15 protein-coding genes are annotated in these 17,955 nt (G+C 49.9%); 13 read left to right on the top strand and 2 right to left on the bottom strand.

The window, feature by feature from the left end:
• Window positions 1–65: 65 nt before the first annotated feature.
• From AB4N74_RS05530 to AB4N74_RS05475, 12 genes are all read left to right on the top strand, one after another.
• The gene (locus AB4N74_RS05530; protein ID WP_460098579.1) at window positions 66–2,144 is read left to right on the top strand and encodes a type VI secretion system Vgr family protein; all 2,079 of its coding nucleotides are present in this window, start codon (window positions 66–68) and stop codon (window positions 2,142–2,144) included.
• Window positions 2,129–2,962: a DUF4123 domain-containing protein gene (locus AB4N74_RS05525; RefSeq protein WP_257358172.1), complete on the top strand. Its 834-nt coding sequence runs from the start codon at window positions 2,129–2,131 to the stop codon at window positions 2,960–2,962. Before AB4N74_RS05530 ends, AB4N74_RS05525 begins: the two co-directional genes overlap by 16 nt.
• A 1-nt stretch (window position 2,963) precedes the next feature.
• On the top strand, window positions 2,964–5,450 hold the full coding sequence (locus AB4N74_RS05520; protein WP_460098577.1) for a hypothetical protein: 2,487 nt from the start codon (window positions 2,964–2,966) through the stop codon (window positions 5,448–5,450).
• On the top strand, window positions 5,447–5,971 hold the full coding sequence (locus AB4N74_RS05515; RefSeq protein WP_460098575.1) for a hypothetical protein: 525 nt from the start codon (window positions 5,447–5,449) through the stop codon (window positions 5,969–5,971). The genes AB4N74_RS05520 and AB4N74_RS05515 overlap by 4 nt, the downstream gene beginning before the upstream one ends.
• Window positions 5,964–6,932, top strand: coding sequence for a tetratricopeptide repeat protein (locus tag AB4N74_RS05510; RefSeq protein WP_460098573.1), 969 nt, complete (start codon window positions 5,964–5,966; stop codon window positions 6,930–6,932). The genes AB4N74_RS05515 and AB4N74_RS05510 overlap by 8 nt, the downstream gene beginning before the upstream one ends.
• 221 nt (window positions 6,933–7,153) lie before the next feature.
• Complete coding sequence (locus AB4N74_RS05505) at window positions 7,154–8,122, top strand: tetratricopeptide repeat protein (protein ID WP_460098571.1); 969 nt, start codon at window positions 7,154–7,156, stop codon at window positions 8,120–8,122.
• A gap of 309 nt (window positions 8,123–8,431) precedes the next feature.
• On the top strand, window positions 8,432–9,529 hold the full coding sequence (locus tag AB4N74_RS05500; RefSeq protein WP_460098569.1) for a DUF6708 domain-containing protein: 1,098 nt from the start codon (window positions 8,432–8,434) through the stop codon (window positions 9,527–9,529).
• A gap of 455 nt (window positions 9,530–9,984) precedes the next feature.
• Window positions 9,985–10,974, top strand: coding sequence for a DUF6708 domain-containing protein (locus AB4N74_RS05495; protein ID WP_460098567.1), 990 nt, complete (start codon window positions 9,985–9,987; stop codon window positions 10,972–10,974).
• Window positions 10,975–11,530: 556 nt separating this feature from the next.
• Window positions 11,531–12,628, top strand: a complete 1,098-nt coding sequence (locus tag AB4N74_RS05490; protein WP_460098565.1) for a DUF6708 domain-containing protein — start codon at window positions 11,531–11,533, stop codon at window positions 12,626–12,628.
• A gap of 167 nt (window positions 12,629–12,795) precedes the next feature.
• Complete coding sequence (locus AB4N74_RS05485) at window positions 12,796–13,086, top strand: hypothetical protein (RefSeq protein WP_460098564.1); 291 nt, start codon at window positions 12,796–12,798, stop codon at window positions 13,084–13,086.
• 29 nt (window positions 13,087–13,115) lie between these two features.
• Window positions 13,116–13,847, top strand: a complete 732-nt coding sequence (locus AB4N74_RS05480; RefSeq protein WP_460098562.1) for a DUF6708 domain-containing protein — start codon at window positions 13,116–13,118, stop codon at window positions 13,845–13,847.
• Window positions 13,848–13,968: 121 nt separating this feature from the next.
• The gene (locus tag AB4N74_RS05475) at window positions 13,969–15,003 is read left to right on the top strand and encodes a DUF6708 domain-containing protein (protein ID WP_460098560.1); all 1,035 of its coding nucleotides are present in this window, start codon (window positions 13,969–13,971) and stop codon (window positions 15,001–15,003) included.
• 136 nt (window positions 15,004–15,139) lie between these two features.
• Here AB4N74_RS05475 and AB4N74_RS05470 read toward each other — a convergent pair whose 3' ends face one another.
• Window positions 15,140–15,952: a VanW family protein gene (locus tag AB4N74_RS05470; protein WP_460098558.1), complete on the bottom strand. Its 813-nt coding sequence runs from the start codon at window positions 15,950–15,952 to the stop codon at window positions 15,140–15,142.
• Window positions 15,953–16,176: 224 nt separating this feature from the next.
• On the opposite strand from AB4N74_RS05470, the gene AB4N74_RS05465 reads away from it, so the two are divergent.
• A complete protein-coding gene (locus AB4N74_RS05465) occupies window positions 16,177–16,986 on the top strand; it encodes a glycosyltransferase family 2 protein (protein WP_093439102.1) in 810 nt (269 codons plus the stop codon).
• Between the two features lie 349 nt (window positions 16,987–17,335).
• Here the strand turns inward: AB4N74_RS05465 and AB4N74_RS05460 are convergent, their stop codons facing one another.
• The gene (locus AB4N74_RS05460; protein ID WP_099758617.1) at window positions 17,336–17,920 is read right to left on the bottom strand and encodes a hypothetical protein; all 585 of its coding nucleotides are present in this window, start codon (window positions 17,918–17,920) and stop codon (window positions 17,336–17,338) included.
• Window positions 17,921–17,955 lie beyond the last annotated feature (35 nt).

The following is a 17,955-nucleotide window of genomic DNA, read 5'->3' as shown; positions in this document are numbered from 1 at the left end:
TTCGCGTAAGTTGAGCCGCTTTGCGGTCGTCGACGTACGCCGCTGTACAGCACGAGGAACAAGGGATGTTCGCGCCGGCCAATGAAACCCACTTTGCCCTGACCATCGAAGGTCTTTCTGCTGACTTTCAGGTATTCACCCTGCAAGGTCGCGAAGCCATCAGCCAGCCTTTTGTGTTCGAGGTGGAGCTGGTCAGTGAGCAGCCGTCGCTGGACCTCGAAACCCTGCTGCACAAACCAGCCTTCCTGCAACTGTCGCCCGACGGCAGCGGCATCCACGGCCAGATCTACCGCGCCGCGCAAGGTGATTCGGGCAAACGCCTGACCCATTACTCAGTGACCCTGCGCCCGCAATTGTCCTACCTGGCGCACCGCGTCAATCAGCGCATCTTCCAGAACCTCACCGTGCCGAAAATCATCGGCATGGTCCTCGAAGAGCACGGCATTCAAAGCAACGCCTACGAATTCAAGACCGGTTCGATCTATCCCGAGCGCATCTACTGCGTGCAATACGATGAATCGGACCTGCATTTCATCCAGCGCCTGTGCGAGGAAGAAGGTATTCATTACCACTTCGAGCACACGGCGACGGCGCACAAACTGGTATTCGGCGATGACCAGACGGTGTTCCCGAAACTCAAGCCTGTGGCCTATCAGCAAGACTCCGGCATGGTCGCCAGCGACCCGGTGATCAAGCGTTTCGACCTGCGCCTGGAAACCCGCACCAGCCGCACCACCCGCCGCGATTACGACTTCGAAAAACCGCGCCTCACCCTCGAAAGCGAAAACCGTGGCGACGCCCTGCCCGACCTTGAGGACTACGATTATCCAGGTCGTTTCCTCGACCGCGAGCGCGGCAAACACCTGGCCAAACGCGCCCTCGAACGTCATCGCAGCGATTTCAAGCTGGCTGAAGGCAAGAGCGATCAGCCGTTGCTGGTCAGCGGCCACTTCCTCGCCCTGACCGCGCACCCGAAAGCCAAATGGAATGACCTCTGGCTGCTCACCGAAGTCCACCACGAAGGCAAGCAGCCGCAGGTCCTCGAAGAGTCGGTGACCAGCGACACCACCGCACTCAAAGACGATTTCCACCAGGGCTACCGCAACCGCTTCCAGGCCACCCCGTGGGACGTGCCGAACCGCCCGCCCCTGCGCCACCCGAAACCACGCATCCTCGGCAGCCAGAGCGCCGTGGTCACCGGCCCGAAAGGTGAAGAGATCCACTGCGACGAATACGGCCGCGTCAAAGTCCAGTTCCACTGGGACCGCGAAGGCGAAGCCGACGACAAAACCAGCTGCTGGCTGCGCGTCTCCAGCGCCTGGGCCGGCGCCCAGTACGGCGGCATCGCCATCCCACGCATCGGCATGGAAGTGCTGGTCACCTTCCTTGAAGGCGACCCCGATCAACCGTTGATCAGCGGCTGCCTGTACCACAAGGAAAACACCGTCCCCTATCCACTGCCGGCGAACAAGACCCGCAGCACCTTCAAGACCCTCAGCTCGATGGGCGGTGGCGGCTACAACGAGCTGCGCATCGAAGACAAAAAAGGTCAGGAACAGATCTACCTGCACGCCCAGCGTGACTGGGACGAAAACGTCGAGCACGACCAGAAAATCCGCGTCGGCAACGAACGCCACGACACCGTAGAAAAGAACAGCTACAGCGAATTCAAGGCCGAAGAACACCACACCGTCTACGCCGACCGCAAAGTCGAAACCCGCGCCAACGACCACCTGACAGTCGGCGTGAACCAACACATCAAGATCGGCACCGGTCAGTTCATCGACGCCGGCCAGGAAATCCACCTCAGCAGCGGCATGAAAGTGGTAATGGAAGCAGGCGCCGAGCTGACCCTGATCGGCGGCGGCAGCTTTATCAAGATTGATGCTGGTGGTGTGACGATGAGTGGGCCGGTGATCAATATGAACTCGGGGGGTAGTCCGGGGAGCGGCACCGGTGCGGCTCCTTTGTTGCCGGGCGTCGTGAAACAGGCTGACGCCGACAAGGCTGGCAAGGTATTAGTCCCGCCAATGACCAATCCGTTTGTACGAAAAAGCGTTCAAGGCCTGCCCCTTGTTCCGATCTGTGGAAAGCAAGCCAATGGCGCTTGCTCGCGAGAGGTTTGCCCATGTCTGAATGGCTGAGTCATTTCCTTGAACAACCCGTGGCCACAACGCCATCGGGCAACAGTGGAAACCGCACCCTGTATGGCATCATCGACAGCGTTCGCCAGCCTCGGGCTCTGGAAAAGCTTTATCAACAGTCCGGGTTGAATGGTGTTGAAAAGCTGTTTCAGGACACGCCGTTTGCCGAAATGAATGATGTCAGTCCGATCTGGCTGCAACTGACACCGGGAAGTCCTGCCGCCGCCCAAGCCATAGAGCTATGCCGCGACAACCGCGCGGGAATTTTGCTGACCTCGCGTGAAAAGCCAGAGACCCCGCTCTTGCATGCTCGTCGCCTCCTGCGCATGAACGACCCGTCTCATGGTGACTCGCTGGCGCGCTACTACGACCCGGCATTCTGGAGCGCGCTGGCGCTGACGGTACCCGCCCGAGCGCTGTTCGGCCCTTGGGCCAGCGTCTACACCCCGCCCGCCCACAGCGACGATCAACAATGGCGTGTTTGGGAACAAACAGAGAAAGTTGATGCCTCTAATGGCGAACAAAAATATCCGCTGCACCTGAAGAGCGACACGCTGATAGCGTTCGATGAGATCCGCTGGTGGTACTGGATTCGGCTGCGGAACGCCGAGTCCGCAGCGGGCTTATCGGATTCGCAATTGTCTGACGTGGCCGATAATTTGCAACTGCTGGTGGATCACGGCATTGAAGAAGGACGTCATCTTGAGCACCTGCTGCCGAATCTGAATCAAGGTCCGTTGCAGGCCCGCACCGACATCATGAACGTGCTGAGCAGCGACATGCCGGCATTCGAGAAAGTACAACGACTGGAAGTCTGAGATGACAGGTACGTCCGAACAAACACCCGCGCCAGAACAACCACCTGTTGTCATTCCGGCCGATCCACCAAAAAAGACTGCCGACGCGGAAACGTTCTGCAAAGACAAGAAGCCGGGCTGCAGCAGCAGCTATGACGACATCATCTACGTCACCGGTCAGCGCCGTTTCTGGCTGTTGCCCAAGCGCACGTCCGAGAAACTCAAGGAAAGCGTCAGCCTGCTCAAACAGAAAACCGTCGACGCTGATAAAGCCACGCGCATGAGCAACATCGCCGACGCGGGTTTGATGGACTACTTCCTCACCCCTGGCCCGGAAGCCTTTCTCGAAGGCGAGCAACATAGCAGTTACCTGGCGTCGAAGTCGGCAATCCCCGAAGACACTGCCAAAAAGGCGCAGTGCCGCAAGGATTGGGAAACGGCAAAAGCAAAGGGTGATAGCGACGCCACGATGCACGCCGAGCGCGAGATGTTCCACGCGGGACAACGCATCGAGAAAAACCAGAAAAACATGGAAACCCTCGAAAAAGTTTCCGACGAAAAAGCAAAAACGTTGGGGTACAAACGAGAAAACGGCGTCTTCTATACCCCGCGCGCGTTAAAGGCCTGTGAAGCCATCGATACGTACATTAAAGAGCGCGACAAGGCGAAAGCCCACGGCTACAAAATGTTCGATCCAGGCACCAAGAAGATCGCCTCGGCTTGGGAACATCTGAAAGAATATAAGGCCCTTCACAAAAAGCTGATTGAAACCGGCGAGATCGACGAAAAGAAACTCAAGGGTGTGCAAATCAACATCCTGGCGTTGAAAGACCTGATGTCCAAGTACATCAATGCCATCGTCGAGCTTGCCGAGTGCGGGATTGCAGTTCCCGAGTTTGCGCTGAGTCCCGATGACCAATACGCCGGTACCGAGGATTTTCAGGCATTCATCGAGCTGACCACCAAACGCGATGAGCTTGAGAAAAAGATCGAAGAACGTTACTCCCAATGGGTCTCGGCCACTGGCGGCAAATCTGCGCCACCCGGCGTGCTCTTCGTCAGCTTGCAGAAACAGTGGTACGACCTGAATGACGAGGCAGAGCGAATTCAGAACACCGCCGAAGCACGCGTTCGAACACTGAAGCCGCCCCGTCTGTTTCTCTGGGACGCGGAAAGCTACAAGCCAAAACCCCTCGAACGACTGGCCAAAACAAACATTCCACTGCGTGAGCTCAGCAGCGCATCGTCGACGACGATCCTGAACCACATCAGCCTGAAACATCTGGCACAGGTCAGCGGCAACGCATTCGAGGGTCAACTCAAAGAACTCGCGACCAGTTTGCCAAAGTCGATTGCCAAAGAATCCGACGACGACCGGATATTCAGTGATTGGCTGGAACAGGAAGGCGCGCTGCAGTTCGATGAAAAGGGACCATGGTTCGATGAACATGGACTTTTCGTGCCTGAAAAATTCTTCACCGCACTGGAAGCCAAAGGCTACAGAGTCGAAAGCATCAAAGCCGAAGCCAAACGCAAAAGCTGGGGCGAAAACCTCAAAGCCATGGTTTTCGAAGATAAGCAGTTGCGCAACCTCATGCTGTTCGACAACAGCCCACAGGCCCAACTGGTTCGATGCTTACTCCCGGAAAGTGCCAACCTGCTGTCCGAAGTGAAAATGGAAGGCCCCACTCTGAAAAGTGGTTCCCCTCAGATTGCCAACGTAGAAGTTGCACTGGATGTAACAGCGTGGCGCGGGGAAGTCAGCTTACTCAAAGTCGAATTCCCGAAACGGGCAAAAGCCGATCCTTGGGTCGCGAAATACAAGGCCCAGGACGGCAGCGTGCGCAGCGTCAACTTCGGCAAACTGTCTCTGGATCTGGAAGCCAAGGCCTGGGGATTCGCTGGCGCAAGCCTCATGCTGTCGCGCGACCTAACCCTGGACCAGAAAACTGGCTACACCAGCCTGGTCGGTGTGGACATCGCTGAAAAATCTGGCGACCTCGCCAAGTTCGAAGTGTTTGCCGGCGCCCAAGCCGGGTGCAAAGTCACCGGCAAACTGTTCTGGTGCCCTCCCCCAAGCGTCCTCCCGCCTGCTCCCGTGCCCAATCGCATTTCGGCCAACCAGTGGCGCCCTATGGCCAAACTGGAAGTTGAAGTGGCCGTGGCCATCGGTGCCGGCTACACCGGCGACATGCAACTGCGGATGCAAAACGGCCTACTGCTGTTATCGATCAAGGGCGCGCTGGTCTGGGGCGCAGGCGTCAAAGGGTATTTGACCTTTGAAGTCGGCTACGACAGCATCGTAGCCTTGACGGAACTGGTGCGACAGGAAATGGCCGCGAACCAATACAAGGATCTTGAGTGGGTCGATGGCGAAGCCATGGACTACCTGCAAAAACTGAGCTTCCTCGGCGCCACTGGTATCGATGTGGCGTTTGCCTATGTGCGTGGGTATGCCATTGTTAAAGGGATATTTGATGCGCTGACCGAGGGGGGCGTGGTGGGTTGATTGCTTATACATTAATTAGAGATAAGAACCAGAAAGCTATACAGGATTGGGTTTTTAATCTTCAGCCAGAGGCTTTAGGGCCGCTCCTTTTAGCATTATGCTCTCCTCCAAAAGCTTTCACCTCCGAAGAAGATGAGCAAGCTGAAGTTTTTGATGAAGAACAGACACATCTCCTACAACAGCGAGCAATTGAGAAGTGTTTAACCTGGATTTCAAACAAGACTAATGCTTCGTTACAGTTTGAAGAAGCGATTATTCGCATGAACAGAGACGGAGCGCGGTCAAGTCAGGCAGGATCCGTTTACTGCAAAAACAAGCTTAAATTGGACACCTTCATGGCCGAGCGTGTTTTGTCATTGCAAGTTGGCACCGACGAAATGAGAAATCGATACAGAGCGCTAGTTTCGACTATGGGCGCTCGCTTGAACGACCATTGCAGTTATCAAACTGAATACAAAGGTCCAGCGTTCGCACCTATTCAAAAAATCAAAAGCATCTATAAAGGGCCAAACATTGATTAAGCATTACACTTGGTTATTTTTTGCCTACTTTGCATTGTGCGGCACAGCAAACGCCGAACTGACACCAACACAAAAAAGTGCAAAAGACACGGGTATCGCTATTTTTCAGCAGAGCGACTGGTACGACTCCCAGCCCTTCCTGAACATTGCTGCAGAGGCAGGGGATCGTGACGCACAATACTATTTGGGCGAAGCTATTAGACTCAGTCAGCGCTATATCACTCCGGACGCAAAAAAATGGTATGAGGCCTCAGCTGAGCAAGGTTTTTTATATGCAATGCTCCGCTTAAGCAACAAAAATGATTTGTGCGGAAGTATGGGAACTTGCACAGATAAAAATGGAGTCGACTGGCGAGAGCGTTCACTAACAACGGCTCAAGAACGAGCAAAAAAAGGCGACACAGAAGCAATGACCGTCCTGTATACGGCTGGTCAGGGCCTGCTATGGCTTGAGAAAGCGGCCGAAGCAGGTGACAGTTACGCACAACAAATGCTGGCTAGCGCTTACAAAAGCGGTGCCGGGTGGTTTTTGATTCCAGGTAGTCGAGAAAAAGCGATTATCAAATGGTTTAAAGCGTCATCGGAAGGCGGTAACCCGAGAGGTATGTTCCTCTATGCGAATTACTTATACGACCATAATGGTAGTAAAGAAGAGATAGCATACTGGGTGAAAAAATCAGCGGAACACAGTCATATAGATGCAGTTGGCACCTACGCTTACAAAATTTCAGATCCGTCCAATGAACTTGGTTACCCAGAAAATCTGATTGAAGCATACGGTTTGACGCTTTTACTTTCAAAACTGGAAGCAGGAACAGCACCAGAAGATGCAAAGCGACTGCTCCCGAATTTAGCTAAAAAGATGAACCCTGTAGAAATAACAGCAGGGATTGAGTTTTCGAAAGAATGGAAAAAAAATCACCCTCCCTTATCCTATTTTGACCCAATATACGGATACTAGACGATCAAATATTCTTAACAACCCAACCTTCGCTCAATTACATTCAGGGGCAGAACACAGTTTGTCATGTTTTACACATAGCATGCCCCGATTAAAAACACCATTGACAGATTAGACTTTTTTGCACCAGAGATAAGAATCCATAGCCACCATACTTAATCGAACGTATACACTGGTCATAATTTTTCTCCATTCAAGTAGTCAAAGCTTTCCATACAGGATTGACTAAAATAATATATACCATCATTTTATACTCAATATTCTTATTCACTCCGGCTTTCGCACAGCTAACAACACAACAGCTATTAGCAAGAAATTACGGGATTATCCTTTATCAACAAAGTGATTGGTACGATTCACAGCCACTACTGAAAATCGCGGCAGATGCAGGGGACAGTACAGCGCAATATTACCTGGGAGAGGCTATCCGCCTCAGCAACCGCTACACCACCGAAGATGCAAAAAAATGGTACAAATCCGCAGCCAATCAAGGAAATTTGTACGCAATGCTTCGGCTGAGTGCGCATAACTTGTGCAAAGAGATGGAAAGTTGCTCAGGTAAAAACGATGAAGAATGGCGGAGTTATGCGCTGCAGATTGCAAATGAACGCGCTGAGAAAGGCGATACTGAGGCAATGATTGTTTTATTTACCGCTAGCCAAGGTTTGCAATGGTTAGAAAAGGCAGCGACAGCAGGCAGTGGATTTGCTCAAAAAACGCTCGCTGGTAAGTACAAAGATGGTGAGGGTTGGTTCCTTATTCCTGGTAGTCGCGAGAAAGCCGTTGAAAAATGGCTCAAAGCTTCAGCTGACAGCGGTTACCCGCCGGGTATGTACCTATATTCAAATTTTTTATATGAAAATAATGCGCGCAAAGAAGATGTAGGATATTGGCTAAAGAAAGCGGCTGAGTCAGGTCATATTGATGCTGCTGGTGGATATGCCCTCACTGTCGCGCATCTCCCTGACAGTTACGGATTCCCTTTGGACTTGGTAGAAGCCTATGGAATCACCTACCTTATCTCCCATTTGCAAGGCGGTGGCGTAGCCCCTAAGGATGCTCGAAGAAGCCTCTCTGAAATTGCCGAAAAGATGAGTCCTCAAGAAATCGAGGATGGGATTCGCTTTGCCAAAGACTGGGAAAGAACACACCCACCACTTTCTTACTACGGCCCAATTTATGGTTATTAAAAAATCCAACCACAGAGCAAACGAAGACAGACCATGTTCTCCTCTTTAGACATGGTCTACCTTTCAATGAATTTTACCCTCACGGACACTAAACGTGATATGTCCCTGAAGTCCCCTTGCTCTGCGCTACCACGCTGTGGGAGGCGAAGAGACATTTCGAGAAAATCGCTTCGAGCGCTGTTACGCTTAACGCCCAAAGTTGCAAGCCATTTCCACCAGTTTCAGTACTACGAACTCGAACATCCAATTCTCCATGGTTAGTAATCAACAGTGAAGCCTTGAGTTCTCCAAACCTGACAGGTTGAAAGCATGTATTCGAACCTTAAGAAAAACGATGAGTTTGACTTCAAACAAAACCGACCTTTTGCGGGAGAACGCCGGCGCTTCGCTACAGGTGAAGCAATATTTTTCTCACCGAAACCAATTCCGACGGGGCAAACGCCCATGGATTTGGGAGGAAGCTTCATTGAAGTTAACGATACGTTTCTTGATGTAGGCAGCAGTAATGTGAACAAGGCATTCCAAGCGAGAGTGATGATCGCAAGTGTAATGCTCGTACTCATTTCATGTTTATTAATTGTTCCAACACTTGCAGGTCTCGCTGGAATCAATAATCCCTTTGGTCGCAGTTTCTGGTGGTACTTTAGCGATTTTTTTGAGTTTGGCTTGCGACTATCTATCTGGTGCGCTGGAGGAGTGGCGATCCTCGGTAGCTATGTAGTAATCAGCAGTACCCTCAAAAAATCAAGGCTTCGTCCAATTCGCTTTAATCGCCAACGGCGTGAAGTATGTTTTTTCCCTGACGGCTCTGATGAACCGACAATCCAACCTTGGGAAGATACTGTTGCCTGGCTTTCAATAAGTACGGGAGTTACGGGAGTAGGTGTAATGAGAAATTATACCTTTGGCATGGCCATCGATAACCCCAAGGCTGATACGGTACACTTTCTGAATCAAGAGGTAATGACACCGATTCATGGTTTAGGAAAATGGGAAGCCATCCGCGTCTACATGGAAAAGGGCACTCAATTTTGCCCCGGCAAAGCCCCTTTTGAGGGCAGTCATAGTTTCAATAAAGAACGCGATAACATGCGAGAGGAATACCGACACAAGGAACGCTCTGCACTGGGTGTGGCATGGTGGTATTTGACTCATTTAATTACGTGGTGGCGTCTTCCGTACTGGATAGCGGAATGGGATCACCGCTACAGCATGAAAGGATTTCCCGAGTCAGTTGAAAAGTGGTCTGAAGATCTTCCACCCGAACAGTGGGCACAACCGAGCGCAGCGTTGAAAGAACAGTCAGCAAAAATCGAAAAAGCTTTTGCTCGTGGTCAAGATTTCATGAGTTACTTTAAAATAGATCTAGAGCGCTCATCGACGGAACAGGAAGCACAGCACAATTAACGAGGCATAGGAGCCAAAAGAGCAAAAGGTGACAGGGGGATAGATGTATTTTTTAGGAAATAAATCTATCACCTTTTCTTAGTCCCTTTTCTTACTAGATTACTTTAAAGTTAAACCCCCTCAGCCAGAAGAATCATAAAATACAAGCAAAGAGGGGGACAGAATATTCAGCGATCAATCCCCTTTTTTTCACCACAAGGTTAAGAATCTCCGACGCCAAATAATGAGCACTGCATTCCGACTATTTACAAATCCCCAGAATGGTTACTAAAGGTGGCGACACTAAAGGGAACCGTTTTATTACTAACTGTATGAAAGACCCACTTACCGGACAAATCCAACACGTTCCTCTTCCCTTTTATTAAAAACACTATCGGCCCTTGGTAAAATTTAGTTTCATGAAAAATAAAAATCGCGAGCTTGCTCTAGAAACTTTGAGACCTAGAGCGGACAGTATGAAAAAATTGCCAACCGGAGAGGTTTTATTCTTATCTCCACTACCTGTTCCTACAGGTCAAATCCCAGCGGACTTAAATGGAAGTTTCACCGAGGCTAACGACGTATATCTTGACTTTGGCAGCACAAACTCAGGCAAGGCGTTTCAAGCCCAGTTTATGATAGCCAATGTCATGCTTGTTTTTTTATTTTTTTTCATTTTCACTCCATTCATCGCTGGTACGACTGCCTGGGGCAACCATCATGGAGTGTCGTTCTGGTCAAGAGCTGAATCTGTACTCAATTACACTTTCCCATTAGCTATTGGATTGACAATAACGACGGCCTTAATTGCAGTATATGTAATTATTGGTAGCACATTACGAAAATCCAAAACCAGACCATTACGCTTCAACCGTCAGAGACGAGAAATTTGCTATTTCCCGAAAAACTCTAATACACCGATAATCAGACCTTGGGAAGAAACTATTACTTGGTTATCTGCCAGCATCAGTACTACTGGCGTCGGTATTATCAAAACCTTCAACCTTGGTATTGCAATAGAAGACAAAGCCAACGGGCTGACACACTACATAAGCAACACAGCACCTTCCATATTTCACGGACTTTCACAATGGGAGGCCATAAGAAGCTATATGGAATATGACACAGACTACTTCCCGAAAAAAGTAGCTGCTGAGGGGCGCGACACTTTTGACAAAAAGATCGAAGAATTTAGAAATGAAAAAAAGTCTATCACAGGAAAATTATGGTGGATTTTAACTCACGTGATTTCCTGGTGGAAAGTCCCTTACCTAATAGCGGAATGGGACCACAAATATAGTATGAAACCTATGCCAGAGTGCATTATCAATTGGTCTGAACCACTACCAAAAACTCAATGGACTCCTCCGAGTGAGGCGTTAGTGAAGCAGAGCAGGAAGATGAAAACAGCTTTCACCCACGGACAAGATTTTATTAGTTACTTCAAAGCCTCTTTCAAGGATTAGCATCAAAGGAGCAGCTTTATTTATATACGTAGCCTTTGGAATTTACAGTACTTTAATTAGGTATTTAATCAGCATACAACCACTTCAAACTAAAGTAGACAGAAGCCACACCAAAGCACTAAAGGGGACGGATTCATTAATATTGAGCGTGCTGGGGATGACAGCCAATGTTCTAGAAGATGTCAATCTCGGCCTCAGTGCTTACTGGCTAACTAACCAACAGCGCAATGACTGGGAAGCGTGGAGCGAACCATTACTGTATCAACTCAATCTGCTAGGTGCTCCGGGTGAACCTCTTAAGCTCGGCTTGGAAATATTCCAATACCAAGCTAACGCCCAGCATGGCCTTGCCGTCGTTTTACGCTACCACCCCGTAGCCGGTGATAAATCTTTCCGAGAGAAGCGATTCGAAACCACGACCCTAAACGCGCAGAATGGCAAGCTGCTTCAATCAGTATCTGTGTTAAGGACGCGCACCACGAATGCTCCTTGGTTGCTAGTAACAAGCCACTCCCTGTAGTTGCCTAAACCGCCTACATTTTTTCGGTTGAATTGCATGCCATCCAAACCTGAACAGAAAGTCGAACTTGACCTCAAAAATCACCGCCCCACGGCGGGTGAAACTCGTCGTTTTGCCACAGGCGAAGCATTATTTTTCTCACCGCTGCCAGTTCCGACCGGGCAAAACCCAATGAATCTCGGCGGAAGTTTTGTTGAAGTCAACGACACATATCTGGACTTGGGTAGCAGCAATCTCACCAAGTCTTTCCAAGCACGATTAGCTGTGGCACTCCCAACAGTCGTAGTTATCGTTTGTCTATTTGGTCTCCCAACATTGATGGGCTTCGCAGCATTCATAAACCCATTCGGCAGAAGCTTCTGGTTTTATTTCAACGATTTTTTTGAGTTCGGAATATCACTAGCGCTCTGGTGTGGAGGGGGAGCAGCGCTGATTGGCCTGTACGCGATTATCAGCACCACAAGGAACAAAGCCCGCGCCAGACCCATCCGATTTAACCGTCAACGCCGAGAGGTCTGTTACTTCCCGAATGGCTCCGACGAAGCCGTGATCCAGCCTTGGGAAGACACAGTTGCGTGGATCTCTGTCAGCACCGGATTCACTGGAGTAGGCGTAATCAGTAGCTACACCTTTGGCATGGCCATAGATAATCCCAAGGCCGATACGGTGCACTTCTTCACACAGGAGGTCATGACTCCTGTTCATGGACTAGGCAAATGGGAAGCCATACGTGCCTACATGGAAAAAGGACCAGAGTTCTGCCCTGCTAAAGCACCCTACGAGGGTCGCCACACCTTCGATAAAGAACGACAAGACATGCACGAGGAATACCAGCACAACGAACGTTCCGCATTAGGAGTTTGCTGGTGGTACTTGACACACCTGATCACTTGGTGGCGTTTTCCGTATTGGGTAGCAGAATGGGACCATCGTTTCAACATGAAATCTCTACCTGAATCCATTGCTGAGTGGTCCAAACCTCTTCCACCTGAACAATGGGGCAAGCCAAGCCCAGCGCTTAAAGAGCAAAGCGCGAAAATCGAAAAAGCCTTTGCTCAAGGACAAGATTTTATGACGTACTTCAAGACAAACCTAAACGAAAGCCAATCAGTTTATAAAAAACACAATGGATAAAAAAGCGCAACGTTTGTAGATGCGTAAAAGTCTGCCGGTTTACTCAAAAAAGAATTGGTACATAATAAGACCGGTTTTTTCTTTATTGAAAAATAACACACGTCAGAAATTATTGCTTTTATAAATCGAAGAAGCCTTTCTGAAATTACCGAAAAGATGAGCCCCTTGTGCCTAACAACAAATATGAGCGTTCACCCCAAACGGGGGACTTTGAAAAAGAAAACGGACTAGAAATACTATACTTGTCTCCAAAACCGATACCAACCGGGATGCCTGCGATCAGCTCTCGGCAACTACACCGCAATGCCAATAGTACCTTCCTGGACTTTTCTACAGGACAAGGGAACTTCGAGTTCATGGCGCGAATTGGTATTGGTTCGATAATGTTAATTATCACCTCACTTTTTTCTTCTCAGCTTTCGCTTCTTGGATCAGAAGATACTCAGAACCGTTCCTGAGTGCCTGGGCCAGCTTTTTCTTCAACCCCGTGATATGGTTCATAATTCTATCGATTGCCGCACTCTATTTTTATTATTTTATAAAGTTAGCCAATGAGTTCTCTTCAAACCCGCCTCTACGTTTTAATCGTGAGCGCCGCGAAGTTGTATACGTAGCTAAAAAGCGAGACAAACCCAAGTATATATGTTGGGAAAGCGTTATAGCCTGCATATCTTCCGGCAAACTGATAACACAATATTCTGTAACCCCAGAGCACAAGCTAATGATCGGTCTGCGCGAAACGACCAGCGGCGAAGTCCTTTGGAGCGTAATACCATGTGGTAGCTTAAGTCTGGCGATATCAGAATGGGAGGCTATTAGAGCTTACATGGAGAATGGTATAGACAGCCTCCCAACCAATTATAGCGACGAACTTGAAGAAGGTACTGTCGAGTTTTTCAAATTATGCCGTGAGAGCTATCGCGAAGAACATTCCCTAGTACGTTACATCTGGGGTTTTATCATAATTCAGTTATTTAGTGGCTGGACTTTACCATGCTACATATCCGAATGGATTAACAATCGTCCTAAAGCGCTTTTCCCCAAGGAAGTATTAGAGTGGTCAAAGCCCCTGCCACTAGCAGATCATGCAAAGCCCAGCAAAGAGCTAGTTGCGGAAACCGAAGAAATCCGCAAGCACTTCGCAAGAGGGAACACTCTTTTAGATTACTTCAGCGTAAAATTCTCTGATGAGGATACAAAATCCGAGACAAGTGAATAATTACTACCTCGGACTTTGCGTCGCTAGTATATATGGCGCATTCCGAGTTCCCGTAAGATGCCATATACAACGGCGAAATAGAGCAACCACGAAGGATGCCACACTCTACCGGATCAATTGAATGCCTGATAAAAAATCCTACCGTTTGCCTCAAGCCGGTGACACTGAAAACAAATTCGGAACCGAATTTATTTATCTTTCGCCGATGCCAGTTCCAACAGGGGTGCAAGCCTTCAGCGCTCGCAACTTACATCAAGAGGCAAACGAAACCTATCTGGATTTTTCCGTAGGACGCGGAAACTTTGAGTTCATGGCGAGAGTGGGTATTGGCGTCGTCATGTTTTTTATTATTTTTCTATTTCTTGCAACCGGATATTTGTCCTGGCTACGACGAAATTTTGAACCGTTCTTATCAAGTTGGTGGGAGTTTTTCTCCGGCCCGGTTGTGTGGGCCATTGTAATACCATTAGCCTTGCTCTATACCGTGATCTTTTATCTTTCCACACGCCAGATCACACAACATCCACCCTTACGTTTTAACCGTCAACGTCGCGAGATCGTTTTCATTCCAAAAAAAGGAAGTCGCCCTCATTATGTAGCTTGGGAAAGTACTATTGCTTGCGTAACTGCTGGCCAACTAGTAACGCAATATGCAACGATACCTGAATTCAAATTAATGATCGGCTTGCGTGAAGCAGAAACCGGAAACATTCTTTGGTCATCGGTGGCTTGTGGGAGTTTAAGTTTAGCCATTTCCGAATGGGAGGCTATACGGGCATATATGGAAGAAGGAACCTCAGCCTTGCCTGCGCCACAAACAGACGAACTTGAAGAAGGAAGTGTGGCGTTTTTCCATTTATGTCGTCGGGCTTACCGAGCAGAACACTCCGTAATCCGTTACGCCTGGGGTTTCCTGACGATACAGTTTTTTAGCGGCTGGACTTTGCCCTGCTATATTTCTGGCTGGGTAAATAGCCGCCCAAAGGCGAAATTTCCTAAAGAGGTGGAGCAGTGGTCGAAGCCAATACCCGCTGATCAGCATGCAAATCCCAGCGAGGAACTTTTACATAAAACCGCCGAGATTCGCTCAACCTTTTCAAAGGGGAAAACTTTTCTCGACCATTTCAAACTCAAGCGACCTGATCAAGCACAGTAAATAGGCAATCGGGGATGAACCACGTTTTCTTTCTTCTAGAAGTGGTCTCCCCTTGAACAGCCTCCCCGCTTACTCGGTAAACGACTAACCCGCATAAAAATCTGCGCAAAGCTGAAGCCCCGCATTCACAATGCATCTATTCAACCAGTTCCCCAGCCACCTCATACTTCACCACGACCCGATTCCGATAAAGCCTCTCCCTTTCGACCAAAGCCCCCACCTGCCCTTTTTCCCTGACCTCTCGCCAAATCTCGTTCTCCCGATACACCCGCGCACCCTCCCGCACAAACCGATGCGCCTCTTCAAACACGTGATAGCGATATTCCCTCACCCGATCACACAGCAACTCCCCTTCGAGTTGTGTCTCGCCGACGTTCAATTTCAACTGAAAGCTCCGATCCGTCGGGTTATGCAGCACCAGATCAACGTAGTTGTAGAAAATCGCCGCCCCGGATCCAAACGGCAGCACCCGCCCCTCATCCGGAAACGGGTCGAAGCTGTGGTTGGAGCGTTCGACCACCACCAGCGGTGAATGAATCGCCATCCAGTGAATCAGGTTGCTCAGTTGGCAAATGCCGCCGCCGACCCCGCGTCGTGCCTCGCCGAAGGACAGTTCCATGCCTTCAACGTAGCCGCGCTTCAAGGTCGGGCGGCCGACCAGGCGGCAGAAGGAGAAGTGTTCGCCGGGGGCGATGATGACGCTGTCGATGGCGGCGACGGCGAGTTTGAGGTTGATGACTTTGTTGTGTTGCAGGGCGAGGTCGGAGTCGCCGAGTTTGCGGATGAGTTTTGAGGTGTGTTTGAGGTAGCGATATGGCAGACGCTCGGCCGTGGCGACGGGGCGTGCGTAGCGTTTGCTGGAACAGCGCCAGGCAATCTGGCGGAACAGTCTTTTTTGCCACACGCGCAGCCAGTAGAGGGCTGGGTGGTAGAGGGAGAGTGGTTTCATCCGTGACACAACGGCGCGCGCCGTTTCTTCCTTGAGCCGTGAGGGGGGCGCACATTTTATCCGGTAATGACCGGCAGCACCCCATGCATTTCATTAGACCAGCAGCCTCTCTTCGGCATACATCTACCGTCACATCCGCAAATTAAGGTTCGACTAAGGTTGCCTCGCTACGATCGCGGCAACGAAACCCTGTTGTCCTTGAATCGCAGATGAGTCCTTCCGACATGAAAGCGTTTGATTTACCAGCCCAGCCAGCGTCGAATTTCAGCCTTGTCTTGGTAAATTACAAAACCCCGGACATCACCCGAATGTGCCTCGAGCTTTTGCGTGAGCATGTCCAGGAACAACGCATTCCGGTGTGGGTGGTGGACAACGATTCGGCGGATGCCAGTCTCGATTACTTGCGTTCGCTCGATTGGATCAACTTGATTGAACGGCCTTCCCCGGGCAAGGAAATCGGCCATATTGCGCATGGCAAGGCGCTGGATCTGGCGCTGGAAAAAGTCGACACCGATTATTTGTTTCTGTTGCACACCGACACCTTTGTCTACGACAAGGAAGTGTTTGCGATGATGATGCGTGAATGCACGAAAAAACCGGATATGGCCGCAGTCGGTTGTGTAGAACAACTCAATCGCGGGGTTGTTCGTGACACTTGGCGGTTAACTTCGCGTTTCTGCAAGCACTATGCTCGTAAAGCGAAAGTGCGTCTGGGTCTGCGTTCGAAAATGCCAAGACCCTACAAGGAAACTCATCTGAAAAGTTTCTGCACATTGTGGAATGTCCGTCTGATGAAGTCCCTGGGCCTGCACTTCTGCATGGATGAGCAGGTGCCCGGTTATGCGCTGCAAGATCAAATGAGCAGCCTGGGCTATGGCATCAAGTTCCTGTCACCGCGCAAGATTTTCAGCTATCTGGATCACATTCAGTCAGGAACCGTCGCGGCGGCGGGCACCTACGGGGTAAATCACCGCAGGACAAAAATGTATCAGGCCACGCTGAAGCGCTTTCAAGGGGCAGCTAGACACAACTGAAGCGCACACCTCGGTCTAATTCACAGCAAACAAAAAGGGCGACTATAAAGTCGCCCTTTTTGTTTGCAGAAATTGTATACATTCACTCCGAAGAGGTGTTCGCCCAGTGTAATGGCCTGGCAATCCATGCACCGGTAAAGAGCCCTGACACTGGGCGAACGGGTAGGATTTTAATAGAAGTTGGCGCTTATGTCCTCATTCTTGAATATGAAATTTATGTACGGAAACGTTAATAGATATTTATCGACGATTCCTTTCATGAAACTTTCAATGAGGTCAAACCACACTAATAGTATGACTACTCTCATACAAAAACTGTACAAGAGCAGTCATCCCGTAGAGTTAAAGCTCAACTTTCGTGTTGACTGGTCACTTTTAAGATATCGGTGTAAGTGACAATAACGCTCTGCCCTTCTTTCAGATCTTTCAGCTTGGCTTGAATTTCAGGCTGTTTCACGTCGAGGACTTTCGATTGACCTTGCGGGTTTTGCAGGGTCACCTGATTTGTTTTCAAATCAATTTTGGTGATTTTCAACTGCACCTGAACCTGACGATACGCCTCGCCACCGGGGTTATCGCTGCCCGGAGCCTTACGCAACTCACCAGTACGTTCGGTGGTACCAGGCAGACCTTTATCCACATCGGTGTCGAGGTAAGCGGCGACAGAACGCTGCACCTGGATGGTGACCTGATCGCCGGCCTTGAGATTGTCGAGGTTTTTCGCCTTGTCGCTGAGCTGAACGTGAACCGGCTTACCTTCGGCACCTTCCAGCACAACTTGATGGTTGGCGGCATCGACGGAGATCACTTTGGTGGTGACCTTATCCGCCTCGATGGAAGCGGACAGCGGAATATCGGCAGCGAAGGCGCCGAAGCTGGTGGCGGACAGTACGGTTGCGAGGGTGATGGCCTTGGCCAGTGCGTCGAGCTTCATAATCAATACTTTCCCTGTGATGAATGGCAGCGCTC

This window comes from Pseudomonas sp. H3_C08 (genome assembly GCF_054669455.1).
Note: the sequence above shows the minus strand (reverse complement) of the source record. Positions and strands in the feature narration are given on the sequence as shown.